Origin of the sequence: Algoriphagus sp. (genome assembly GCF_039969895.1) — a bacterium.
Taxonomy (GTDB): domain Bacteria; phylum Bacteroidota; class Bacteroidia; order Cytophagales; family Cyclobacteriaceae; genus Algoriphagus.
In genome coordinates this window covers 110,278-133,180 of the sequence record NZ_JBDVMZ010000014.1, presented here as the reverse complement: position 1 = coordinate 133,180, position 22,903 = coordinate 110,278, and the positions used below count along the sequence as shown (strand labels likewise).

The 22,903-nt window shown below is 42.2% G+C and carries 20 protein-coding genes; 9 read left to right on the top strand and 11 right to left on the bottom strand.

The features are described 5' to 3' along the window. Nucleotides 1-155: 155 nt before the first annotated feature. The gene (locus tag ABJH64_RS11990; RefSeq protein WP_348275854.1) at nucleotides 156-587 is read right to left on the bottom strand and encodes a hypothetical protein; all 432 of its coding nucleotides are present in this window, start codon (nucleotides 585-587) and stop codon (nucleotides 156-158) included. Between the two features lie 365 nt (nucleotides 588-952). Here ABJH64_RS11990 and ABJH64_RS11985 point away from each other — a divergent pair, with 365 nt between their 5' ends. Beyond that, complete coding sequence (locus ABJH64_RS11985) at nucleotides 953-1,213, top strand: hypothetical protein (protein ID WP_348275853.1); 261 nt, start codon at nucleotides 953-955, stop codon at nucleotides 1,211-1,213. A 139-nt stretch (nucleotides 1,214-1,352) separates the two neighbouring features. Here the strand turns inward: ABJH64_RS11985 and ABJH64_RS11980 are convergent, their stop codons facing one another. Both ABJH64_RS11980 and ABJH64_RS11975 read right to left on the bottom strand, forming a co-directional pair. Beyond that, on the bottom strand, nucleotides 1,353-1,925 hold the full coding sequence (locus tag ABJH64_RS11980; protein ID WP_348275861.1) for a TlpA disulfide reductase family protein: 573 nt from the start codon (nucleotides 1,923-1,925) through the stop codon (nucleotides 1,353-1,355). An 81-nt stretch (nucleotides 1,926-2,006) separates the two neighbouring features. After that, the gene (locus ABJH64_RS11975) at nucleotides 2,007-2,666 is read right to left on the bottom strand and encodes a class I SAM-dependent methyltransferase (RefSeq protein ID WP_348275852.1); all 660 of its coding nucleotides are present in this window, start codon (nucleotides 2,664-2,666) and stop codon (nucleotides 2,007-2,009) included. A gap of 149 nt (nucleotides 2,667-2,815) precedes the next feature. On the opposite strand from ABJH64_RS11975, the gene ABJH64_RS11970 reads away from it, so the two are divergent. Both ABJH64_RS11970 and ABJH64_RS11965 read left to right on the top strand, forming a co-directional pair. Further along, nucleotides 2,816-5,083: a Tex family protein gene (locus ABJH64_RS11970; protein WP_348275860.1), complete on the top strand. Its 2,268-nt coding sequence runs from the start codon at nucleotides 2,816-2,818 to the stop codon at nucleotides 5,081-5,083. A gap of 598 nt (nucleotides 5,084-5,681) precedes the next feature. Then, nucleotides 5,682-8,099 carry an ABC transporter permease gene (locus ABJH64_RS11965; RefSeq protein ID WP_348274308.1) on the top strand — a complete coding sequence of 806 codons (2,418 nt, stop codon included), beginning with the start codon at nucleotides 5,682-5,684 and terminating at the stop codon, nucleotides 8,097-8,099. Between the two features lie 358 nt (nucleotides 8,100-8,457). On the opposite strand, the gene ABJH64_RS11960 is transcribed toward ABJH64_RS11965, so the two are convergent. Further along, nucleotides 8,458-9,444: an LLM class flavin-dependent oxidoreductase gene (locus tag ABJH64_RS11960; protein ID WP_348299095.1), complete on the bottom strand. Its 987-nt coding sequence runs from the start codon at nucleotides 9,442-9,444 to the stop codon at nucleotides 8,458-8,460. An 877-nt stretch (nucleotides 9,445-10,321) separates the two neighbouring features. Continuing rightward, nucleotides 10,322-13,066, bottom strand: a complete 2,745-nt coding sequence (locus ABJH64_RS11955) for an outer membrane beta-barrel protein (protein ID WP_348276174.1) — start codon at nucleotides 13,064-13,066, stop codon at nucleotides 10,322-10,324. 318 nt (nucleotides 13,067-13,384) lie between these two features. Here ABJH64_RS11955 and ABJH64_RS11950 point away from each other — a divergent pair, with 318 nt between their 5' ends. Both ABJH64_RS11950 and ABJH64_RS11945 read left to right on the top strand, forming a co-directional pair. Continuing rightward, a complete protein-coding gene (locus ABJH64_RS11950) occupies nucleotides 13,385-13,642 on the top strand; it encodes a hypothetical protein (protein ID WP_348276173.1) in 258 nt (85 codons plus the stop codon). Continuing rightward, nucleotides 13,642-14,412: a LexA family transcriptional regulator gene (locus ABJH64_RS11945; RefSeq protein ID WP_348276175.1), complete on the top strand. Its 771-nt coding sequence runs from the start codon at nucleotides 13,642-13,644 to the stop codon at nucleotides 14,410-14,412. The genes ABJH64_RS11950 and ABJH64_RS11945 overlap by 1 nt, the downstream gene beginning before the upstream one ends. Here ABJH64_RS11945 and ABJH64_RS11940 read toward each other — a convergent pair. Further along, nucleotides 14,409-15,464, bottom strand: coding sequence for a toll/interleukin-1 receptor domain-containing protein (locus tag ABJH64_RS11940; protein WP_348276172.1), 1,056 nt, complete (start codon nucleotides 15,462-15,464; stop codon nucleotides 14,409-14,411). The genes ABJH64_RS11945 and ABJH64_RS11940 overlap by 4 nt on opposite strands. 69 nt (nucleotides 15,465-15,533) lie before the next feature. Then, nucleotides 15,534-16,295 (bottom strand): hypothetical protein, encoded by a 762-nt coding sequence (locus tag ABJH64_RS11935; protein ID WP_348276171.1) that lies wholly within the window; start codon nucleotides 16,293-16,295, stop codon nucleotides 15,534-15,536. Nucleotides 16,296-16,756: 461 nt separating this feature from the next. Here ABJH64_RS11935 and ABJH64_RS11930 point away from each other — a divergent pair, with 461 nt between their 5' ends. Together ABJH64_RS11930 and ABJH64_RS11925 are read left to right on the top strand one after the other, a co-directional pair. Then, a complete protein-coding gene (locus ABJH64_RS11930) occupies nucleotides 16,757-16,978 on the top strand; it encodes a hypothetical protein (protein ID WP_348276170.1) in 222 nt (73 codons plus the stop codon). Nucleotides 16,979-17,034: 56 nt separating this feature from the next. Then, nucleotides 17,035-17,358: a hypothetical protein gene (locus ABJH64_RS11925; protein ID WP_348276169.1), complete on the top strand. Its 324-nt coding sequence runs from the start codon at nucleotides 17,035-17,037 to the stop codon at nucleotides 17,356-17,358. A 46-nt stretch (nucleotides 17,359-17,404) separates the two neighbouring features. Here the strand turns inward: ABJH64_RS11925 and ABJH64_RS11920 are convergent, their stop codons facing one another. Further along, nucleotides 17,405-17,830, bottom strand: coding sequence for a DUF2141 domain-containing protein (locus ABJH64_RS11920; protein ID WP_348276168.1), 426 nt, complete (start codon nucleotides 17,828-17,830; stop codon nucleotides 17,405-17,407). Continuing rightward, nucleotides 17,827-18,894, bottom strand: a complete 1,068-nt coding sequence (locus tag ABJH64_RS11915; RefSeq protein ID WP_348276167.1) for an AMP-binding protein — start codon at nucleotides 18,892-18,894, stop codon at nucleotides 17,827-17,829. The genes ABJH64_RS11920 and ABJH64_RS11915 overlap by 4 nt, the downstream gene beginning before the upstream one ends. Nucleotides 18,895-19,002: 108 nt before the next feature. On the opposite strand from ABJH64_RS11915, the gene ABJH64_RS11910 reads away from it, so the two are divergent. Then, entirely contained in the window at nucleotides 19,003-19,836 is an 834-nt protein-coding gene (locus ABJH64_RS11910; protein ID WP_348276166.1) for a 1,4-dihydroxy-2-naphthoyl-CoA synthase, read from the top strand. Between the two features lie 142 nt (nucleotides 19,837-19,978). Here the strand turns inward: ABJH64_RS11910 and ABJH64_RS11905 are convergent, their stop codons facing one another. Next, complete coding sequence (locus ABJH64_RS11905) at nucleotides 19,979-21,199, bottom strand: serine hydrolase domain-containing protein (protein WP_348299092.1); 1,221 nt, start codon at nucleotides 21,197-21,199, stop codon at nucleotides 19,979-19,981. 78 nt (nucleotides 21,200-21,277) lie between these two features. Here ABJH64_RS11905 and ABJH64_RS11900 point away from each other — a divergent pair, with 78 nt between their 5' ends. Further along, entirely contained in the window at nucleotides 21,278-22,117 is an 840-nt protein-coding gene (locus ABJH64_RS11900) for a lysophospholipase (RefSeq protein WP_348299090.1), read from the top strand. Between the two features lie 15 nt (nucleotides 22,118-22,132). Here ABJH64_RS11900 and ABJH64_RS11895 read toward each other — a convergent pair whose 3' ends face one another. Then, entirely contained in the window at nucleotides 22,133-22,624 is a 492-nt protein-coding gene (locus ABJH64_RS11895) for a VOC family protein (RefSeq protein ID WP_348274725.1), read from the bottom strand. Nucleotides 22,625-22,903: the final 279 nt, after the last annotated feature.

The following is a 22,903-nucleotide window of genomic DNA, read 5'->3' as shown; positions in this document are numbered from 1 at the left end:
GCAACAACTACTCCGTAAACGAAAACGTGATAGAGTTAAGACAGTAATTTTTGAATTAAAGAGTAATAGATTGAAAGGCCTACGCTTGCAATTCTCCCACCAGACTACAAAGATTGATGGGAGGAAAGGAAGAAATCTAAGCTGTTTAAAAGCTATTAATATTCCATCACTTTGTGATCATCAAATCGCTTGGTTATTTCTTGGATCTCTTCATTGACCTCTTCCCAAGCAAATTTATACTTCTTATAGATTGCCTTTTGATCGTCTTGTGATTGAGCATTTTCAAATTCTGATACGTAATTTCTCAGAGAATCTATGCTGGTTTCTATAGCTTCGATTTCAGGCTTGAATTTATCGTAATCGTGAGCTTTCCGCTCCATATCCGAATTTTTCAGCATTTCAAATTTCTTTTCTAATTCAAGCTGCTCTTCTCGGATATCATCGCTAGAGAGTTGGAAAATAGTATCAAAAGCGTTCTCACCTGAGCTGGATGAGCTAGTATCATCATTTCCTGTAGTGGAATTTGAATCACAAGAAAATAGTAGCATCGATGAAAGCAATAATCCTAATAGTAGTTTAGATTTCATGGTATGATTTTTTACAAGTAGGAGGGGAAAAACCATGCCGATGCGCTGAATTCATCTGAAAGCTAGCATGTGGAAATACAGAAATAATCCTTTAAGATTAGTCTAATTGCTCTTGTCAGCACTTCCCTTTGCTGGAAAAATCATTAAATAGGCTGTCTATATCAGAGTTTTGAGTTGGATTTTTTCGAAAAACTATCCCCACTTCGAGAGCTTTTTTCCCAGTTATGGTTTGCATTGAGATCACTTTTGAAAGCTTGTTAGGACCTTAAAGACGGTAAATGACCATCCAACTTCAGTTTTGAAAATAGAAGATCAGAAGGAACAGCTATTGCTCCTAGTTGGATATTCACTAAAAGAAAACTACTATGAAAAACGATAAAGAGAAATCCAATTTGACTGAAGAAGACTTCCAAGCCTTGGGATCGAAAAAGAAGAATCTCCGAAATGACGGAGGTGATGACGAGATGCTTAGAGATAGAGTAAAGCCGGCTGACTTTGCAGCCAAAGACCTGGATATTCCTGGTGAAGAGCTAGATGATGCCCAAGAGCGAAGAGGGTCTGAGGACGAGGAAAATAACCACTATAGTCTTGGAACAGGACACAACGAAGACGTAGATAAGCGATGAGTTGTGAATCACCAGGAAGATCCCATTGGACTAGTTAATTTGATCAACTAGCCCATTGGCGATCCCTAAAGCCTTTGCTTGAGCATCTTAACTGGAAGCTGTCTCAAACAAAGGCTTTTTTTCTGAAGTTCTTACGATGTTATTGTGATTTTAGAAACTCCCTAAATTCATCCGTGTTGAAATTGCTCATTCCTTCCTGATAGAAGACAATTTTCCCTTCGGGATTCACTACCATGGTGGTGGGGATAGATTCGCTTTGAAGGCTTTGATTCAATCCGAAACTGGCATGAGCGGTGGGGAAAGTCCAGCTTTTACCCTCAATAAAACTTCTACTTTTTTCGATATCGTTATCAATCCCAATCATCAGAAATTCCAGGTCAGGTTCATTTTGCACAGATTTATACAACTCCGAAATATGCGGCATCTCGGCACGACAAGGTCCACACCAGGAAGCCCATAGGTTGATGAAAAGTGTTTTGCCTTGATAGCTTTCCAAGTTAAGTTGCTGACCATCGAAAGTCATGAATTTACCTCTGTAGTCGAATTGCTGGTCGGTGAGATCAGGGATTTCAATTTGGGGTTTGATCAAGCCAGTGGAAAGTAGCACCGACTGCAGACCGCCAATCACCACAGGAAGCAATCCTGTAAAGTATAGAAATGCTACTGCACTCAGCATGATTCCCCAGCTTTTGATTTCTTTTTTCCAATCTATCTTCATTTTTGAATTAGGATTTATGATTTGCAAAGTATTCGCCGACTTTTGAGATATTTTTGAGCTCGAAGGTTTTGTCAGCTAGTATAAGAGATTTTGAAAAGAAGTAGGAACAGATTTACTCATCTCCTTTTGAAAGCTGCAAAACACAAAGTTTTGAACAGACCTGGATGGAGTTAGGTGATCGACGGTAAGGCAAAATAATTTTTCTAAATACTTACCAATTACAATGCTTAGCCTATTTTCAGAATAGTGTTGTACTTGAATTCCGCTGCATTTGTTCGGGCCTTTTTCAGAAAAAGTCCCTACGACCAGGTATCCATTTGGATTTAGGTTTGCGTGAATCTTACTCAGGTAGCTATCCGCTTCTTCTGAGCTGAGAAAATGAAAAACGGCTCTATCATGCCAGAAATCATATTTCTCCTCTGGTTGATACGTTGTGATATCTGCGACTATCCACCTTACCCTAGCTGCTTTTGGCCCGAGGCGTAGTTTTGCTTTATCAAGTGCTTTTTCTGAAATGTCCAAAACGGTAATGTCCTGATAACCTAGTGAAAGTAAGTTGTCCACGAAAAAACTATCTCCGCCACCACAATCGATGATCTTTGCATCTAGGGGGATCTTGAGCTTTTTGAGAAAAGCTAATGAGGTCTCAGGTTTTTCTTGAAACCAGCTGACCTCAGATAGATTTTTGGTTTGATATATATTCTCCCAATGAGATTTTTTTTCATGCTTTTGCATTGAATGAATAGGTGTAATGAGAGATTAAAAATTCTCCTCAAAATTACTCTCACATTCCCAGACGCTTAGTGACATCTCTCACATTTCATCCTTTCACTCTACAAAAGGAGGCTTAACTTGCGGCTCAAATCAAGAGTAGATCACCCAATATCGATATGAATTACGAAGTACAAGTAGCCGCCGAACTCCAAATCAAACCGCATCAAGTAGATGCCACTGTAAAACTTTTAGACGAAGGTGGTACGGTTCCCTTTATTTCCCGATACAGAAAAGAAGCGACTGGGGAACTGGATGAGGTGCAGGTAGCGGCGATTCGTGATCGTGTTTTACAGTTGCGAGAGTTAGCAAAAAGAAAAGAAGCCGTATTAAAATCGATTGAGGAGCAGGGGAAATTGACTTCAGAACTGAAGCGTAAAGTAGAAGCTGCTGAGACGATGTCAAAGCTGGAAGACATCTATTTACCTTACAAGCCTAAGCGAAGAACTAAGGCAACTATCGCAAGAGAAAAAGGCTTGGAACCACTCGCTGAGCAGATTTTTGAGCAAAAGTCTATTGATTTGGAAGCGGAAGCGGAGAAGTTTGTAGATGCTACCAAAGAGGTGAATTCATCCGAAGAGGCCCTACAAGGAGCGCGTGACATCATGGCCGAGTGGATCAATGAGAATGCGGAACTCCGGGAAAAGATGCGAAAGCTATTCCTGAATGAAGGTGTTTTTTCTTCGAAAGTTTTGCCAGGAAAAGAGCAAGAAGCCATTAAATACAATGACTATTTCGAATGGTCTGAACCCATAAAAACCGCTCCTTCTCACCGCGTGCTAGCGATGAGAAGAGGTGAAAAAGAACTTTTTCTAATGCTGGATTCTGTGCCAGAAGAAGCCTCTGCCATCGATCTAATGGAGAAGATGATGCTAGCCGATGCAGCAAATTCCTCCGTTGAGCAAGTGAAATTGGCGATCAAGGATTGCTACCGAAGATTGCTCAAGCCAAGCATGGAGACGGAAGTTCGTCTTCTAACCAAGAAAAAAGCGGATGAGGAGGCGATAAAAGTGTTCACTGAGAATTTGCGTCAGCTTTTATTAGGTGCGCCTTTGGGAGAGAAATCCGTACTGGCGATTGATCCGGGATTCCGAACTGGTTGTAAACTGGTTTGCCTCGGACCACAAGGGCAATTTTTACATTACGAAGCTATTTTTCCCCATGAAGCTAACCGCAGAAGTCAGGAAGCTGCGATGAATGTGAAAGGCCTGGTGGAGAAATATAAGATCGAAGCAATAGCTATCGGGAATGGAACTGCTGGTCGGGAGACCAAGGCTTTCATCAAAGGACTTGGTTTGCCAAAATCAGTCATTATCACCATGGTCAATGAATCCGGAGCATCGATCTATTCAGCGTCGGATGTAGCACGTGAGGAGTTTCCTGAGTTGGATTTGACAGTAAGAGGTGCTGTTTCTATCGGGAGACGATTGATGGATCCGCTGGCTGAACTCGTGAAAATCGACCCGAAGTCCATCGGAGTTGGTCAGTACCAACACGACGTGGATCAAAATGCATTGAAAAATGCACTCGACGACACGGTGATGTCAGCCGTGAATGGAGTAGGCGTGGAGGTGAATCTCGCTTCCAAGCAGCTGCTGACTTACGTGTCTGGCTTGGGACCAACTTTGGCTCAGAATATTATTGAATACAGAAATGAAAACGGTCCATTCAAGAGTCGGGCACAGCTAAAGAAAGTACCAAGATTAGGTGATAAAGCTTTTGAGCAAGCGGCTGGTTTTTTGCGAATCAGCAAGGCAAAACATCCGTTGGATTCTTCAGCCGTTCACCCGGAGCGCTATGCTTTGGTGGAGCAAATGGCGAAAGATGTGAACGCTTCAGTTTCGGATTTGATGGGTTCGGAAGACTTGAGAAATCGGATTTCTTTGAAAAATTATGTGTCTGAAACGGTTGGTTTGCCTACGCTTCAGGATATTTTGAAAGAACTTGCCAAGCCTGGAAGAGATCCTCGTGAGACCTTCGAAGTTTTTGCTTTCGAAGAATCTGTAAATAGCATGGCTGATCTTAAAGTTGGGATGAAGCTTCCTGGTGTAGTGACTAATATTACCGCGTTTGGGGCTTTTGTCGATGTGGGTGTTCACCAGGATGGTTTGGTACACTTGAGTCACTTGGCGGATCGATTTGTTAAGGATCCAAATGAGATAGTGTCGGTCAATCAAAAAGTGCAGGTGACGGTGATGGAAGTGGATATTCAGAGGAAGCGAGTAGGGCTGAGCATGAAGTCAGATCCTTTTGCAGAGCGAGTTAGAGATTCCAAGTCTCGAGTAGCGGAGAAAAAACCAACAGCTAAACCAGAGAGAAAAATACCTGAAGGCTCAATGGCTGATAAATTAGCAGCGTTGAAAGGTAAGTTTGGCGGCTAAGGTTTTTTAGCCGCGAAGTGCGCTGACATGCGTAGAGAAGGCGCGGAGGAGTTTGGTTGTCCTGCTTTTCCGGATGCTGTACATCGTTTTAGTTTTTTTACCATAAAGAACCAAAGGATACAAAGGTTTAGTAGTCAAGCGGTTCAAGGTAATTTCCATTTGGTGTACCCTAGCGATGAAAGTTTCCTTGAGATGTTTTGAAAATGTGAGTGGAGACACTCCCCAGGGTGGAATATTTGGTCGAATTATAACGACAAATTCTGCTTTATCAGGTGGAGTTCACTCAACACTTTATAATTGCGTTCGCCCGAATGCGAACAAAAATGTTCGGAGAAAATTAAAGCTTTTAGCTTAAATCTGCATTTACGGCAATAGAAGCTGCTTTTTTTCTGGATTATTTTTCGCTCAAGAAGTTTAAAATGGACTTGAATAGCAGCTGTCTCCTAACTGAAATTTGTCACATGGAGCATCCTGCATAGCTATAGTGATAGGCATGCTGCTGTATTCGGCTGCAAATAGCCTTGGACTCCGCTTAGGCTGACAATTCCAGTCCTTTTTGAGAAATCCTCTCGGCATAACCAAAAGAACATCAAATACTATGTGGAAAACCTACTCTAAAATAGCCTGGCGTAATCTCAAAAAAGGCAAGCGCGCGACTCTGATCAATATCTTTGGACTGACGCTGGGAATTACAGCTGCATTTTTACTTTTCACGGTCGTGAGCTACGAGCTGAGTTACGATAGTTTCCAATCCAACTCAGACAGAATTTACCGAGTGGTGACGCAGGATGAATTTTCTGACGGAATGAGTTATAATCCTGGAGTGGCGCCCCCGATACCCGATGCGTTGAGAGCGGATCTGTCTGGAGTTGAGGCTGTGGTGCCGGTGGTGAATTCTTCGGTGTTCGTTTCCGTTGAAAATGCAGTCACAAATAACGGCGAAAATAAGTTTATCGTCGATGATGTATTTTTTACCACTTCTGATTACCCTTCACTTTTTGATGTAGAAATTTTGGCGGGGAATCTAGCAAGTCTTGATGAGCCGGGACAGGTGGTGCTTACTGAGACCGAAGCCAAGAAGCTTTTTGGAACCTGGGAGAATGCATTCGGGAAAACACTTCTTTTGTCAAAACGGGTAGAGGCGACAGTAGGAGCAATAGTCGCGGAAATTCCTGACAACAGTAATTTCAAGTTTACTATGCTGGCTTCTTACCAAACTTTGAAAAGCAATGAGAAGGTTTTTGATTTCGATTTTGAGGAATGGGGCAGTTTTGGAAGTGATTTTCAGGTCTATGTGAAGCTCCCAGAAATGGCTGATCCTACCGGCATTGATCAACAACTCATTGCTTTTTCGGAGAGAAATTACAAGGATCGAGGTACTTCCAAAAAGTCTTTCTTTCTACAGGCGATGGCCGATATTCACTTTGATAATCGCTTTGATCCGATCTCTGGGGAGCTGGTTCGAAAGGCCACTATTTATACTTTGGCGCTGATCGGCGTATTCATTCTGATTATGGCTTCTATCAATTTTGTTAACCTTTCCACAGCTCAGGCGATCGGTAAAAGTAAGGAGGTTGGCATTCGAAAAGTAATGGGTGGAAGCCGACTTCAAGTAATTGGGCAGTCCTTCGGTGAAACTTTTATGGTTGTGTTCATCTCTTCTGTTTTCGCTACTTTGGCTGCTACGATTTTGTTGCCTTACCTGAGTAAAGTTGCCGAAGTCCCAGAATCTATCACTTTGATTACACCCACCTTTATGTTGTTTTCTTCAGCTATAATTGTTGGCGTGACGCTACTTTCAGGGTTTTATCCAGCGTTGATTTTGTCGAGCTTTCAGCCTATTCAGGCATTGAAAAATAAAATTCAGGTAGCTCAAATCGGCGGAGTTTCCCTGAGAAGGAGTTTGGTTGTGTTGCAGTTTGTGATTGCGCAAGTTCTAATGATCGCTACGGTGATCGCGGTAAAACAAATGACAGAGATTCAACAGGCAGATTTGGGCTTTTCGAAGGAGGCAGTTTACTCTTTTAACCTTCCTGGTGACGAAGCGAATGATAGTAAATTGGATGTGCTCAAACAGCGTCTGAAGTCGATTTCTCAGGTCAAAAGTGTCAGTATTTCCAGCGATGTGCCTTCTTCCAATAATAATTGGGGATCGAATTTTTGGTTTGACGATATCAGGGAAGACGTGCCGTTTATGGCTTCCCTGAAATATGGAGATGCCGATTATTTTGAAAATTATGGGCTTCAATTTGCAGCTGGAGGAGGTTTTTCTGACAGCGATACGCTAAAGGAAGCTGTAATCAACGAAACGATGGCTAAGAAATTGAATCTGGGAAGTCCAGCTGAAGCCATCGGCAAACACATCACGATAGGTGGAGGTGGTCCTTGGATGACTATTACAGGGGTGGTGAAGGATTTTGCCCAAAACTCCCTTCGGGAAGAGGTTAAGCCATTTATCATAGCCACAGAAAAGGAGCAATACGGTGTGGTAGGATTAAAATTAGAAGCAAATGCAGGTCAGGAAACGTTGGCAAGTATAGAGGAGGAATTCAAAACTATCTATCCAGATGCCATCTATTCCGGGCAGTTTATGGACGAGACGATTGCAAATTTCTACCGAAGAGAAAATCAGTTGGCCCTGGTCTATAAAATCTTCGCAGTGCTTTCAATCGTGATTTCTTCGATTGGCTTGTATGGTTTGATTTCTTTTTTGGTAGGTCAAAAGTTGAAAGAAATTGGGATCAGAAAAGTGTTGGGTGCTTCGATTCCGCAAATCACGTTTTTGCTCTCAAAAGAATTTATTTACCTCGTACTGATAGCCTTTGTCATTGCTGTTCCACTGGGGTATTACTTGACTGATCAGTGGTTGCAAAATTTCTCCTATCAAACGGCTGTTCCAGTTGGCTTGTACGTGCTGGTGATGGCTGTATCGCTAGTGATCACCGGCATGACGGTAGGGTATAGGGCTGTGAAAGCTGCATTGGGAAATCCAGTGGATAGCTTGGCGGATGAGTGATCGAATATGCGTTCATTTCCCGCAGATCATCGCTGATTTATAACGTAGATGCTAAGATGAATTGGGAATTAATCTGCGAAAATCCGCACTAGTTATCCGCGTAAATCCGCCGGTAACTTTGAAAAAATTAAATTATCTGTAGATCCGCTTTGTCACTAGTGAAGAGCCAAAAGCAGCATGGGATAGGGTTCTAAAGAATTTCGGTCACTTCGGTCACCGGACTTCTATCAAGTAGAGCACAGGAATTTGGTGTACTGTCAAGGTCACGGATAATCAGATTAACTGTAAATGATTTGTGCTTTTCAAAATCAAACCATTAGACCTTCCAGGTTTTCAATTCCTGGAAGGTCATTGATTTTCACGCTAACACTTCAGCAGTAATCTCCAGCGATCTCAAACGCTTTTCTGGCTCGTAAATGTTCGTTGACACCATCAGTTCATCCACTTCTACTTGCTGGAAAAAGCTTTCAAATTGTGGTTTTAGGCTTTCTTTTGTCCCAATAAATGTGCAAGCCATCATGTTTTGGATGGCTGCAGCTTCCGGCTCTGACCATATTCCCTCCATGCTTTCTACTGGCTTTTTCATCGGATATGATTTTCCCCGGATGATTCCCAAAGCAGTTTGGTAAAAGGAAGTTGCCAAATAATGTGCTTCGGCATCTGTATCGGCCGCGATCACATTTACACAGGAAATAAAGAATGGCTTAGCCAAATTCTCAGAGGGCTGGAAGTTTTCGCGGTAATAGCGTGAAGCATTGATCAGATAGCCAGGAGCAAAGTGGCTGGCAAACGCATACGGCAGACCTTTTTGCGAAGCCAATACCGCACTGCTCATACTCGAACCTAAGAGATATATAGGTACTTCGAGCCCTTCAGCTGGGAATGCTCTCACTTTTGAATCTAGGTTTTCTTCCGAAAAATACCGCTGCAAATCATCCAAGTCACTTGGGAATTCCTGCACAGATTCATGTCTGCCTCTTCGTAAAGCGGTGGCAGTGGTTTGGTCAGTCCCAGGGGCGCGTCCAAGTCCAAGGTCGATTCGATTTGGATAAAGCGTTGCTAAGGTTCCGAACTGCTCGGCGATGATTAATGGGCTGTGATTTGGTAACATGATTCCACCTGATCCCAAACGGATTTTGGAAGTTCCATTTGCCAAGTAGCCAATTAGAATCTGTGGAGAAGCACTTCCGATGTTAGCCATGTTGTGATGCTCTGCGAGCCACATCCTGGAGAAGCCGAGTTTTTCAGCATGCTTTGCTAATTCCAAACTTCTTTCATAAGCGTCTTTGGCATCATAATCTTCACGGATGATAGCCAGATCAAGAAGAGAATAGGGGCGGGTGATTTTCACTTGTGGGGTGTATTTTTAGTTTCTTTTCTAAGGGAAATAAGGCTAGGAAAGTTTCGCAAATGCGCATTTGTTGGTTCTCTGAAATTAAGTTGGCTCATTTTGAGGATTTTGAACCCCATCATCGAACACTTCTGAGTTCCTTACATGGCCACTTTCACCTCAACTTCTATCCTATTCGCATGGCAGACTATTTGATGATTTCCATCGCTACAAGCTAAATATAACAACCAAAATTTAACACTTATGAGCTCGACAACGATGAACCCTAATGCTAGTATTCAAGCATGTGAACTTTGTATTGATGCATGTATGGCCTGTATCAAAGCATGTAGCGATAGACCTGGAATGGAAGATTGTATCAAATTCTGTGAAAGGTGCATAGACGCCTGCAAAGATTGCATAGCTGCTGCGAAGAGAAGTACAGTAGATAGTGCGCTTGCTATGCAGCAGTGCATTGACGCTTGCTATGCCTGTGCGATTGAATGTGAAAAACATGAACATGAGAGCTGTAAAAAATGCGCAGAAGCTTGTAGAAATTGTATTGCAGCATGTGAAGCGCTTCTAAGTTAATATGATTATTAGCTTTTCTACCAATAAGGTGGATTAAGCAATGTAGCAAATGTTAAACTTAAGAATTCAGGCCACTTCGGTCACCGGTCTTCCAACCAGCTAAGCAAGGAATATAAGGTGACTGGCATTCTTGCGGATAATCATATAAGTTAATAAAATGCGGCTGTGTCCTATCTGCTGCTTGTCATATTGAGCTAATTCGAAATATCCTCATACTTGCTGTTAATGGTCTGAAATGGCAGTCCTACTGTCAATTTCAGACCCCCTTTGCGACAGCTTGATTTTTTTGATAGTCATAAGCTTAATCGTTATAAATCTCATTATAGTCATCCATGCCTGTGCCCTTGTTAAAATGACGTATATCAAAGGAGAAGGTGAGCATAAAGTAACGCTGCATGACATTGTTTTGCCCATCTTCCACATAGGCATCGGTCACATTTCTATAGACACTTCGATTTTGTCCGAGGAGGTCATATACGTTGAGGGAAATTTCACCTCGCTGATTTTTGAAAACTTTTTTCCCTAGACTCATATTCATCAACAGAACGTTCGCGTCAAATCCTTCAGACAGTCCGGTATTGAGCTGATGATTGACATCGAGTCGATAAATAAATCCTTCCCAAATAATCCAGCTCAAATTCAATCTTGTACGCTGATTGAAGTATTCATTATTCAGACTGGTATTTAGCGTGTTTTCTACATTATTGAAAGAAACTCTAGTAGATATATTGAAGTCAATCTGATCTGATATGTTACTACTCAATGAGATGCCCGTGCTGATTCTATTCGAATTGTTAAAGCTTAATTGGTTATTGACCTGGCCTGGTCGCTTGGTGTTGCTATATCCGCCACTAAGGTTGAAGTTTGATTTCAGGAAGTCCACCGGAATTCCATAACTCACCCATGATCTAAAGTCTTGGTATCCGTCCAGATTGACAGGCCGGAATAGCTGAGAGCCTTTTTCCAGGATAATCCCTCCTGGTAATTCTGTAGCCTCTTCGGCGGTGAAGGTGCTATTCGATACTGCATCGTTTACCACATTGTATTGAGCGAATACAAACCATGAGCGATCGTTTTCAGGATTATTGCTGCGGAATCTAAGCCTAAGTCTGTTGGAATACGATTGGTTCAGGTTTGGATTACCGGTTCGCAATTGCAGGGGATTTGAGTTGTCGATTACGTTTTGCAGCTGCTCTACTGAAGGGGCATCTACGTCAGTATCGTAATCAAATTCGAAGTTGGTATTGTCAGAGAGCTCGTAGTCGATTCGGACAGTAGGCATGAAGCTTTCAAAAGTCCGATCTATCGTACCCACAGCTGGGAAGAGCTGCTCGTTTTTCAAGTTTGCATTCTGGTACTCAAGTTCAGTTTGGAATTTGAATTTTTCCAATTGGTACTGGTAGCCAAGCTCTACTTCTTGCCTTAAATACTTGCTTTCGAAGGAATTACTCAAGGTAGTATCCAATGCAAGATCAGGATTAGATATATCCTCATTAAGAATGTCGAATGTCAATTGATCCGAATCATTGAATCTATTGCCAATCTCGTATTCCAGCTCCATCTGACCATTTTTTCCTATGGGTTCGGTGTAGGAAATACCGGTTTCCCAGTCGGAACCGGAGCGGTCACGGGTGATGTTTTGATTGATGATTTCGGAACGCTCCTCTGGTTGGAAAAAAATATTTGTTGCAGTTCTTAAGGCATTGTCATTGTTTTGGTGGCTTCCCGTATTTGCACTGAGTGTGATCGATCTTCCTTCTTTGTTGAACTTGTGGCTGTAGAACAGTCGATGAAACATGTCGTAATCTTCGTTATCAGCCGTTCGAATATTTTGAGTTTGGTTTAGAGGGCCTTCAGCATTGGTGCTTTGTCCAAAAAAGCCTGAGTTTTCTGTTTCGAAATTGGCTGAAATTCTAGGTCTATATAAGATTCGGTTTCTTTCATTGATGTTGTACTCCAGTCTCATATCGAATCTATGGTCTTGTCGCGTTCTTGTTTCTCGGCTATCCTCTGTATAGATCTGGTCAGAATTTGCTCCGGTTACATACTCGCGGATTAGATTAGATTCATTCGTATTCTTTCGGTGATTGTACTGGTAGCTTCCGCTTATTTTTATTTTTTCGCCCCAATTGTCTGAGTAATTGATACCAAGAATATTGGTGGTAACTATACCATTTTGAGGGCGGTTATTGCTTTGGGCATTAGCATCACTGGAATAATCCAGGACGTTGATGTTGTTACTGAGCCCGGTAAAAGTGATGCGTTGGTCTTCGTTGAAAGCATTCACGCTGGCTCCGGCGAGGTACCGTTCATCGGTGCCATAGCCTATGGTTGATTTCCCAAACTGACCTTTTCTCTTATCCGGTTTGGTGATGATATTGATGGTCTTCATTCTCTCCCCATCATCAAATCCGCTGAGGAGAGCCTTGTCACTTTTCTGATCAAAGATCTCTATGCCTTGAATCACCTCGGCTGGTAGATTCTGCAAGGCAGTATTTACATCTCCACCAAAGAACGGCTTTCCATCTACTAATACCTGAGTGATCACCTCACCCTGAGCTTGGAGGGTTCCGTCTTGAGAGATAACACCTGGCAGCTTTTGAATGAGGGTCTGAGCACTGGCATCTTTCATGGTTTTGAAAGCATCAGCATTAAAAAGTGTAGTGTCGCCTTTCTGCTCGCCTTGGGCTCTGCGGGCACTGATCGTCACTTCGTCCAGGGCTGTTGCCTCTTCCTTGAGACTCAATACTCCCAGGTCACGATCTTGTGTAATAGAGACTGATTTAAATAAGTCTTCATACCCCAGGTACTGAACTTTCAGTAAGTACTCCCCGCCTTTGACACTTTTGATTTCGAACTCGCCGTCCAAATCCGAGATCATCCCATCCACCTGTACAGAATCTGGAAGGTTCAGAAGCAAAATGGTAGCATTTGGAATAGTGATCTCCTTACCGGCTTCTTTCACTCTTCCTTTAATAGAAAAAGTCTGAGCTAAAACTTGCGTTGCAGATATTAAAAAAAAGAATAGGTATAGGCAGTATTTCATAAGCATGATTGATTTGAAAGCTTTTGTAAGAAGCTTAATGTCTCATTTATAGAGAGCTATGTGTTTTCTGAGTAGGGAAAAAACCTGCCGCAAAGAAAAGGAGATTACACCAAGATAGTGAGCGATAAAAGGCTAAGCGGTCTTATTGTTTACTGAATAGTAAATGAACCTGAGCATGGGATGGTTCCATAGGGGTGAAATTTCAAGGGTTTTGTATTGGTTTGACAATTTACGTCAGAATACAATGTTGATTTTTGCAACATGTTTATGTTTATAAAAACAACATTTCTATCTTAGCTGATGTTAAAAAAATGGACTATGGAAAATCAAGAAAAGATCAGCATCACTACAAAAACCTTGGCCTCAGGAAATTGCCAGGTTAAATTTTTCATCGAAGACGAGTCAAAACCTCAGTATGGGTATTTGCTAGTCAATGGACCTAAGCCAGTAGGAGAAATAATCGATGAAATCAAACAGCGAATGGAAAGAAGAAAGAGCAGCTCTTTGAATTTGAATCCTTTCTTTCCTGTACCAGCTACCCCAGAGGATCATAATTTTTACTTGTTCTCCGCATGATACACTTGGCGTCAAATCTCCGGTTTTTGCGTAAGCAAAAAGGCATCACCCAAAATGAACTAGCAGATCAATTGGATGTGCAGCGTACGATGATTTCCGCCTATGAGGATGGACGATCTGAGCCAAAACTATTAACTCTCGGCAAGCTAAGTGACCTGCTTGATGTAGGTTTGGAGGAGCTTTTGAACCATGATATAGAAGGAAAAGGGAGAAAGGCAATCCAAAAACGGGGGGTGAATATTCTCACTATAGCCTGCGATGAGCATGACAAGGAGAATATCACGCTGGTAGGGCAGAAGGCATCAGCAGGTTATCTGAATGGGTTTGCTGATTCGCAATACATGGAAAACCTCCCTCAGTTTCATATTCCCACACTTTCAAAGCAAGTAACCTATCGGGCTTTTGAGTTGGCCGGGGACTCTATGCTGCCACTGACTTCTGGTACTATCGTGATAGGAGCGTATGTGGAGCAGCTGACAGATATCAAAAGTGGAAAAACGTATGTGCTTGTGACCGAAACGGAAGGGGTGGTGTACAAGCGGATTTTCAATTACCTGAGTGATAATGGCAAACTCTTCCTGGTCTCTGACAATGAGCAATACAAACCCTATGAAGTGAAAGGGGAAGATGTGGTAGAGATTTGGGAGGCCAAAGCATTTATCAGCACCGACTTTCCAAATCCCGGAGATAAGAAAAAACCATTGACCTTAGAGGATCTGGGGGAAATGATCTCGGATATCCGGGCGGATTTGAGAACGTTGAGGAGTTAATTTCTTTTTAGTTCCGCGTTTGCTGGCAGGTTGTCACTGAAGGTTTGCCCAAACCAGCTCTTTCCGCCGTCGTTGGACCCAAAGGAAAATCCATAATTGCTACCTGCTTCATAAATACTGAATAGGGTAGAATACAAATAGGTGCCATCGTATTCTCCAGTTCCTTCGCCTACTTTCTGGTCAAAATAGTAGTAGTCAAAACTGAAATGAGCTCCGTTTTGCTTGATAAGAATATAACCCATTCTGACGCCATTTTCCCAAAGCCACCATTTTCCAGAATAGTCAAATCCAGCTTGGGCTGGTTGATCTGCTATGGGTTCATCAGTTAACTCCAGGTTGTCATAGATCTCGGTTCCGTTGGGATTATCTTCCCGGAGCGTATTGATGTCTTCAGCTGTTAATTCTTGATTAGTTGGCTCCTGATCCTGATAGTCATCATAATTCTCGTCAGTAGGCCATAGCCCCAAGATGAGCAGTGCTACAAATATTCCCAAGATCCATAGGTAATTCTTCGCCCACCAACTTTTGGTTTTTGGTGGCTTAGGTGGGATAAATGCTCTTTTTTCTGATTCCTTTTTTTGGGGTGGGATGATTTTCTCCAGGGATTTTGCCAGTCTTTGCACATCACTTCGCCATCGAGGGATGGTCAGTTCTGCCCATTGGTAGTCTGCTAGTGATTTGATATTGTCAGGCAATTGAGAAGCTGAGAGCTTCTTTGCGTCCTTTACCAAGACTGGAATGACCCTAGTGTCTTCCATCGCTAGCGCCATGGCTACCTCTTTCCTTACCCAATCATCTTCCTGAAAAAGCCGGAGATTGCCATCCGCATCTTTCACATCTATCCAAGATTCCCCAATGAGTACTAAGACCACTGCACTTTGAAAAAGGGTTTTTTCTATTGCTTTTGCAAAATTCAACCCAGGCTCTAGTGTCTCTATATCGAAGAAGACGCGATCGGCGCCAAATATATCTTCGAGATTTTCCTTGAGGCGACTCGCCTCGCTCTGCGTGTCGCTCTGTCTGTAACTAATAAAAATTTTGTTCTTTTGCATAAAAAAACCTGATTCGATCTAGCTAAAGTTAAGCGAATCAGGTTCTTAATTGCAATAGGACAGTTTTTTTTATTCCTCAATCAAGTTTTCAAAGCCATCTTTTATCTTTTGAACTGCATCAAAGGTGCTGTCAACATTGATGACTCCTTTACCTAGTTCGTGCCAGTAGCCATCTCCGCACTCGATGTACTCTCCACGGGTTGTACCAGGAGTTTCCTTCGCTACCTCATAGTCGTAGTCAGGAGAAAATACCAGTTTCAATAGTTGCACTGCATATTCCCAGTTGATCGTACGGGACTCATGCTTCAAGGTAAAAATGGCTTCTCGGCTAGAGAAATTCATCGTGATAGCGCAATCCGACGTTTGATCCTGCGTGACCTGTCTATACCTAACAGTAAGTGGAGCTTCCTTCTTAGAAGTCTCGTAAATTGCCTGGATTACATCCTGAGCCAGCATTTGCCAGTGTTCTTGATTGACAGGAGCTTTGGATTGTCCAGGTTTGCCCTGGTCTATGGCGGATAGCACTAGGCCACCTTCTTCAATATTCCGTCCACTCCATTTGGTTTTCTCATATTCTATGGAGACCACTTTTTTCCAAACTGGATCAAGTTTTCCCTTGAAACTGAAATCGTCATTTAAGGTGAATCCTTCGTCGAGAATCTCCTCCTTTGTCAAGTCCTCACGGTCGGTGTAATGCAACTCTAGTTCTGCGAGTAATTCTGAATTACTCCAATCCAGAGATAATCTGTACACATGACTATAAGGAGGAGGGACGATTCCTGAGTCGAATTCGATTAGTATTCCGCTTGTGCGATCGTTACTCTTTTTCATTTATTTAGTAGGGTTTTTCAGGGTCATCCCAAATACAAATGGATGAAAATTAACCTGGTATTTATCCTGCTTACGTTGGATACAATAGCTCAAGGTAATTTCATCTGTTGTTTTTCACTTTGAATCGAATAGCTAGCCAGCAAATAGGCTTTCTAGCTGGCGCATGAGAAGGATGACAAGTTTATCTGCTACAAAAGTACTCCTTTATCACCTGACATACTAAATGATACCCTGCTGAGTAGAGAGTAGTCTATGGTTTTTTTAGAAAAATAAAAGTGCTTTGATTGAATTGCATCTGAGGAATGCGATGTTCTGTTCTCAATTTGTGGTATTTATTTCCATTCCTAGGACATAACTACTAGAGAAATCACATATCAAACGCTCTCAGTGTTTATTTAGCTAGGTAAAATAGGTTAGCATATCCTTTGTTTTTAGAATATGGACTAACTAATCCATAAACCATGAAATTCTTAACTAATCTCAATCCCGTCTATACACTTAGCAGAATCACACACTATTCCGAAGGTTTGACATCCTTGGTTGCTGGTTCTTATGTGCTTTCACTTGCCTTAACCAAGAAAAATGTTGGGTTGAGACTGGCGCTGGGTGTAGCCGGTGGATATTTGATTTTGCGCAGTGGATCTAAGTTGAGTTTTGGTAAAGCTATGGATGAGCTAGGGTAAGAGGAAAATCTTCCTAGCTACCTAAATCAGCCAAAAACCTAAAATCTAACTGCACTATGCTCACATCTGGTAATTACAACACTACTCCATTTTTGGTATCACCAAAGATTTCAAATGAGATAGGAACTCATTCCTTTTTTCTCATGAATCTCCTGGCGATGGGGAATAAAAAAGATGAAGATTCCCCTCGAGAACACCTACCTGAAGACGAAAATCCTAACAAAAAACCGCAGCCAGTCAGAGATCCCGATGACAAAGACACGGAAGACGTAGAAAAAGAGGATTATACTTCTGAAGGAAATAAGCGGTATGTGAAGCAACCTACCCGACAAGCTGACGATCCCTATCTCCCTGGAGAAGACTTGGAAGAAGAGAGTTAAGCCTTATGATATAGGCTTTTATGATAGCGTATAGGTGAGATACAGTCTATTTAAGTTTGATACTTATTTGTTTTGGAGTTCCTTCTTTGACCGTGAAACTACATTTCTCAAAGGACGGAGCACTGAAGAGTATCGAAGGGTCATTAGAAAAGCCGAAACTTTCTGTTGGAAATCCAACGCCATTTTTTTTCATTTTTCCATCTCCATCTTCATCATGCAAGGCTGATATGGCATAAGTTCCCGCTGGGATATCAGTAATACTACCTTTGGCGGTTTTGTTGGAAATAGAAAGCTCGAGAAATTTGTAAGCCTTGGAATCATCTTCCGGAAAACCAGTTGATTCATTGAAGACCAAAACCAGGACCTTCCCACTATTGGATTCCAGGCCAACAATATTGATTTCCAATTTGGAAGATTTGGTAGGAGTAAAAAGTAATGAGGCGGTTACAAATACAGAAAGTAGATAAGTCATTTGTTATTGCTGGTTTTTAATTTATCAATTTTTAAAGTCGCTGTTCGCTCAAATAGTTTCAAAACATATACCATTTTAGGCAATTCGTACTTTGATAGATTTTTTGATAAAGCCGCCAAAAGTACTTCAACCATACCATCTGAAGGCTTTTCTCCTTCGATATAAAGCACCACCTTTTCGCCTAGTTTCTCATCCTTCTCTCCGTAAAAGAAGAACTCAGAACCGGGAAATAGACCTCCGATACTTGCAGCGGACTTTTTTGCCAGTTCATCTGGATTGATCTTAACTCCTCCAGAATTAATTATGAAGTCTAAACGCCCTAACCATTTGAATCTATTAGTATCGACGATTTCAATTATATCATTGGTCTGAATTCTGTCAGGTCCGCTCATCGGTGAGCTGATCCATAGTGCACCTCTTTCATCTGAGCCAAACTCAACCATCGGGAGCCTAGTGTAAACCAGGTCTTCAGCTTCGATTTTAGCCAGAGCTACGTGAGAGACTGTTTCAGTCATTCCATAGGTTTGGTAACATTTGACACCTTTATGGATGATTTCTGCTTTCAGGCTATCGTTCATCGGTGCACCACCTATGATAAGATGTTTTATAGCATGCAATTTTTCCAAAGATTCTTGTTGTTGTAGGCAAGCTTCTATCTGAAGAGGCACCATTGCAACGAAATCAGGTGAAAAGTTTAGGCCTATCAAAGGGTTTGACTTGGGTTCAGTGAGGTGGATAGGGCAGTTCCAAACCAGAGCGCGGACGAGCATCATTTTACCTGCGATATAGCTTGGATTGAGGCAGCAAAGCAGTTTGGTGTTTTCGTCAGTAGAGAAAAATTCACCAGTTGCTTTGGCGCTTGCGATCAGCTGAGTTTTGGAGATCTCGATTTTTTTAGGACTACCGGTAGAGCCTGAAGTTTGTTGGATAAAGGTATTTTTCCCTGAAATCCATTCCAGGCAGAATTGAACGGCGGTTTTCGCAAATTCTGGTAAATCTTTATCGCTAAGCTCAAAGTCCTCTTTTCGTTGAAGGGAATATTTGTCGAACGTCAATTGAAACATGCGCTTAATGAGTAAGGGTGCTTTTTCCGAAGGTAGTCAACCCCAATCAAAATTCGGGGAAGCCTGTTATCTTGCAAAAGAATTAGATTTTTACCCAAATCGAAAGAAATGAACTGGATCACAGCAAAAGAATACGAAGATATCACGTATAAAAAGTGCGATGGCGTAGCTAGAATCGCATTTAACCGCCCGGAAGTTAGGAATGCTTTCCGCCCAAAAACCACGGCAGAATTATATGATGCTTTTTACGATGCGCAGGAAGATACTTCCATCGGCGTGGTGCTTTTGAGTGGAGAAGGGCCTTCAGCAAAAGATGGAGGTTGGGCATTTTGCTCCGGTGGCGATCAGAAAGCCAGAGGAAATCAAGGCTATGTGGGTGAGGATGGCTATCATCGATTAAATATTTTAGAAGTGCAGCGTCTGATTCGTTTTATGCCGAAAGTAGTGATCGCCGTAGTGCCTGGCTGGGCTGTAGGCGGTGGACATTCACTTCATGTGGTGTGTGATTTGACGCTGGCAAGTGAAGAACATGCGATTTTTAAGCAAACGGATGCCGATGTGACTAGCTTCGATGGCGGTTACGGTTCGGCTTATCTGGCTAAAATGGTTGGTCAGAAAAAAGCGAGAGAGATCTTCTTTTTGGGAAGAAATTATTCTGCCAAAGAAGCCTTCGAAATGGGAATGGTGAATGCGGTCATTCCTCATGCTGACCTCGAGTCAACAGCCTATGAATGGGCTCAGGAGATATTGGCGAAGTCACCCACTTCCATCAAAATGCTGAAATTTGCGATGAATCTTACAGATGATGGAATGGTAGGTCAGCAGGTTTTTGCTGGAGAAGCTACCCGTCTGGCCTATGGAACGGAGGAAGCTAAGGAAGGTAGAAATGCTTTTTTAGAGAAGCGAAAGCCTGATTTTGGAAAGAATAAGTGGATTCCGTAAGGAGAGGTTAGTAGTAAGGCGAAAGTGGTTAGATAGTAGAATAGAGAGAATAGAGAGAATAGGAGATTGGAGATAAGAGATTGGAGATGAGAGATTGGAGATTGGAGTTAATCTCCTCACTCTCGGCTCTAATCTCTGCCTTCTACTCAATCGCCTGATAGATCATTTGCCTCATTTTTTGCTCATAGTATCCACTAAATGGAGCTGTTTGAGTCATCAGTACAGCGACCATTTCTTCCTTTGGATCTATGAAAAAATAGGTGCAGTATGCGCCACTCCAGTAGAAAGTACCTTCTGAGCCTAGCATATTTGCGTCAGCTAGATCTGTCATGACTGCAAAACCAAAACCGAATCCTTGGCCTGGAGATTTGTATAAGCCATCAATTTGATCAATGGTCATGATCTCAATAGTTTTTGGACTAAGAAACTGTGTACCATTCCATTCGCCGCCATTCAGAAGCATTCTTCCGAAAAGTGCATAATCCTGAGCAGTAGAGAACAAGGCGTTTGCTCCAGCAAAGACGGTATTGCCCGAGGTTGCTGTTTGCCGAGGAGCTTTGATAAGCTTGCCTTCCTTATCATACGAATGCAAAGTGACCATTCGGGTTTGTTGCTCTTCATTCAGATTGTAGCCGGTATCCTTCATTCCTAAAGGGGTAAATAGCCGATCTTGAAGAAACTCAGCTGCTGTCTGACCAGAAAATATTTCCACCAACCTGGCTAAAATATCTGGAGCTGCGGAATAATACCACTGCTCACCCGGCTGGGAGATCAACGGGAGTTGGGCGTAAGCCGAAACCCTCGAGGCAATATCCTTGTGCGGTGTGTAATAAATCCCCTGCATGACCTCCTCATCCACTTTGGTCGAGCCAAGTCCATGCGACAAGCCAGCCGTGTGACTCATTAATTGATGTAACCTAATCGGCGATTTAACAGGTTCAAGTCCTCCAGCAGTACCCAGCTTTGGGTCTTTAGCTACCTTGGCGTCTTTGAATTCAGGGATGTATTTCGAAAGAGGATCATTGAGTTGAAAATGGCCTTCTTCATACAGCATCATAAAGGCGGTAGTGATCACAGCCTTGGTCATAGATTGGATATAGAAAATCTGATCCAACTTCATGGGGGCTTTAGTCTCTAAATCAGTGTAACCTATCGATTTTTCGTGTGCTTTTTCTCCGTTTTTATAGATCAAGGAAACTGCCCCGGCAATCCGTCCCTCATCCACTTCTTTTTGCAAAAATCCTTCGTATCTCTCCAGTCTTTTCTCTGAAAGCTGATGTTGCTTTTGTAAATCTTGAGCAAAGCCTGCTAAGGCAATCAGGTTAAGTGCTACTGCAAGGGAAAATATTTTTGTTAGTTTCATCAGTTGATTTTCTAGAGATTTTGATCTATTCGTAGGGTAAGTTAAAATGCTTTTCTTTCTTTTCACTAATTTGATCAAATGAAACACCTTGAGACTTCTTATACCGCTCACGATGGGCAAAAATTATATCTCCAAGCTTGGATGGTCGATAGTCCAAAGGCGAGCATGCTTCTGGTACATGGCCTAGGCGAGCATAGTGCCCGATATGTTCATCTGGTTGAACGGCTGAATTCTTTAGGCATCTCTGTTTTTACTTTTGATGGGAGAGGGCATGGGAAATCAGCCAGCGGAAAGCCTGATGCTTATTTTGATTCTTATGAAGATTATTTGAAGGATATTGATGCGCTATTTGGGAAAATGACAAGCTATGTCCCGGGTGTTCCTGCTTTTCTCTACGGGCACAGTATGGGTGGAGGGATGGTTGCCGCTTATACATTGGATTACAAACCTAAGGCGGCAGGCGTTATTTTAAGTTCTCCTGCAATCAAAGAAGCTGAGGGGACTTCCAAATTCCTTATAGCGATTGGGGGCTTGATGAGTAACTATTTTCCACGGCTTAAGGTGTTGAAATTGGACACTTCCAAAATAACTCGAATACCTGAAGATGTTCAGAAATATAAAAATGATCCATTGATTTACCTCGATGACTTTCCGGCACGAACGGCAAACGAAGTTTTAAAGCTCATGCGACAGATTCAAAATCGAGCTGTGGAATTTGATCTTCCCTTACTTTTGATTCATGGTTCTGCCGATGGCTTGACTAATCCAAAAGGATCAGAGATCTTGATGGAAGCGGCTAAGTCGAAAGACAAAACGTTACGGATTTTTCCTGGCGGATACCATGAATTGATCAATGATTCCGATCAGGAAGAAGTAATGGATGTCATCCTAAGATGGCTTAGAGAGCGGATATCGTAGTGTTAAATTATCAGATTAGATCTCTGATAGTAATCCATTGATTTCTAGTTTTCTAGTGCACATTAAAATACTACCATCAGGGTTTGTTGGCCAATCTTCTTTTGGCTTATCCCAGTATAATTCCACGCCATTTTCATCGGGGTCATCCAGATAGATTGCCTCCGATACCCCATGGTCGGCTGCACCCGTGAGTGGGTAGTTTGCATCAATCAGCCGTTGAAGTAAGACAGCTAAATCTCTCCTTGTTGGCAGCAAAATCGCTGTATGGAATAGGCCTGCGGTATTCTTGGGAGCTGGTTTTCCACCCTTGCTCTGCCAAGTATTCAAGCCTATATGATGATGATAACCGCCTGCGGAAATAAATGCAGCATCTTTTCCATACCTAGAGACCAGTTCAAACCCCAACAAACCTTGATAGAAATCTAAAGACTTTTTGAGGTCGGTGACTTTCAAATGAACATGTCCGATGCGAGTAGAGGAAGGGATTTGGTAGGAGGGAATTGACATTTTTTTTGGGGTTGTTGGGAGTAATTTTAGGATTGAGAAGTCAAAATTGACATCATTAAACAAAACAACTTACTAGCAATATAAATCAGGCAGTTATTTTCTCTGGGATGAATCAATAATTTATGCTTTTATTAAATGTTAAGTTTAACCGCTTTGTCCCAGATAAAGAGCCAAAAGCATACTAGTCATTGGTTAACCCCGGTAAACATCGGAAGACCGATGACCGCAGCGTTCTCAATAGGTAAGTTTAACATTACCTACATTGCTTTTGCCATTTTA

Excerpts from the sequence above, each read along its gene's own strand:
- ABJH64_RS11990 (WP_348275854.1), bottom strand. The coding sequence starts at position 587 with ATGAAATCTAAACTACTATTAGGATTATTGCTTTCATCGATGCTACTA.
- ABJH64_RS11985 (WP_348275853.1), top strand. The coding sequence starts at position 953 with ATGAAAAACGATAAAGAGAAATCCAATTTGACTGAAGAAGACTTCCAA.
- ABJH64_RS11975 (WP_348275852.1), bottom strand. The coding sequence starts at position 2,666 with ATGCAAAAGCATGAAAAAAAATCTCATTGGGAGAATATATATCAAACC.
- ABJH64_RS11965 (WP_348274308.1), top strand. The coding sequence starts at position 5,682 with ATGTGGAAAACCTACTCTAAAATAGCCTGGCGTAATCTCAAAAAAGGC.
- ABJH64_RS11955 (WP_348276174.1), bottom strand. The coding sequence starts at position 13,066 with ATGAAATACTGCCTATACCTATTCTTTTTTTTAATATCTGCAACGCAA.
- ABJH64_RS11950 (WP_348276173.1), top strand. The coding sequence starts at position 13,385 with ATGGAAAATCAAGAAAAGATCAGCATCACTACAAAAACCTTGGCCTCA.
- ABJH64_RS11940 (WP_348276172.1), bottom strand. The coding sequence starts at position 15,464 with ATGCAAAAGAACAAAATTTTTATTAGTTACAGACAGAGCGACACGCAG.
- ABJH64_RS11935 (WP_348276171.1), bottom strand. The coding sequence starts at position 16,295 with ATGAAAAAGAGTAACGATCGCACAAGCGGAATACTAATCGAATTCGAC.
- ABJH64_RS11930 (WP_348276170.1), top strand. The coding sequence starts at position 16,757 with ATGAAATTCTTAACTAATCTCAATCCCGTCTATACACTTAGCAGAATC.
- ABJH64_RS11925 (WP_348276169.1), top strand. The coding sequence starts at position 17,035 with ATGCTCACATCTGGTAATTACAACACTACTCCATTTTTGGTATCACCA.
- ABJH64_RS11920 (WP_348276168.1), bottom strand. The coding sequence starts at position 17,830 with ATGACTTATCTACTTTCTGTATTTGTAACCGCCTCATTACTTTTTACT.
- ABJH64_RS11915 (WP_348276167.1), bottom strand. The coding sequence starts at position 18,894 with ATGTTTCAATTGACGTTCGACAAATATTCCCTTCAACGAAAAGAGGAC.
- ABJH64_RS11910 (WP_348276166.1), top strand. The coding sequence starts at position 19,003 with ATGAACTGGATCACAGCAAAAGAATACGAAGATATCACGTATAAAAAG.
- ABJH64_RS11905 (WP_348299092.1), bottom strand. The coding sequence starts at position 21,199 with ATGAAACTAACAAAAATATTTTCCCTTGCAGTAGCACTTAACCTGATT.
- ABJH64_RS11900 (WP_348299090.1), top strand. The coding sequence starts at position 21,278 with ATGAAACACCTTGAGACTTCTTATACCGCTCACGATGGGCAAAAATTA.
- ABJH64_RS11895 (WP_348274725.1), bottom strand. The coding sequence starts at position 22,624 with ATGTCAATTCCCTCCTACCAAATCCCTTCCTCTACTCGCATCGGACAT.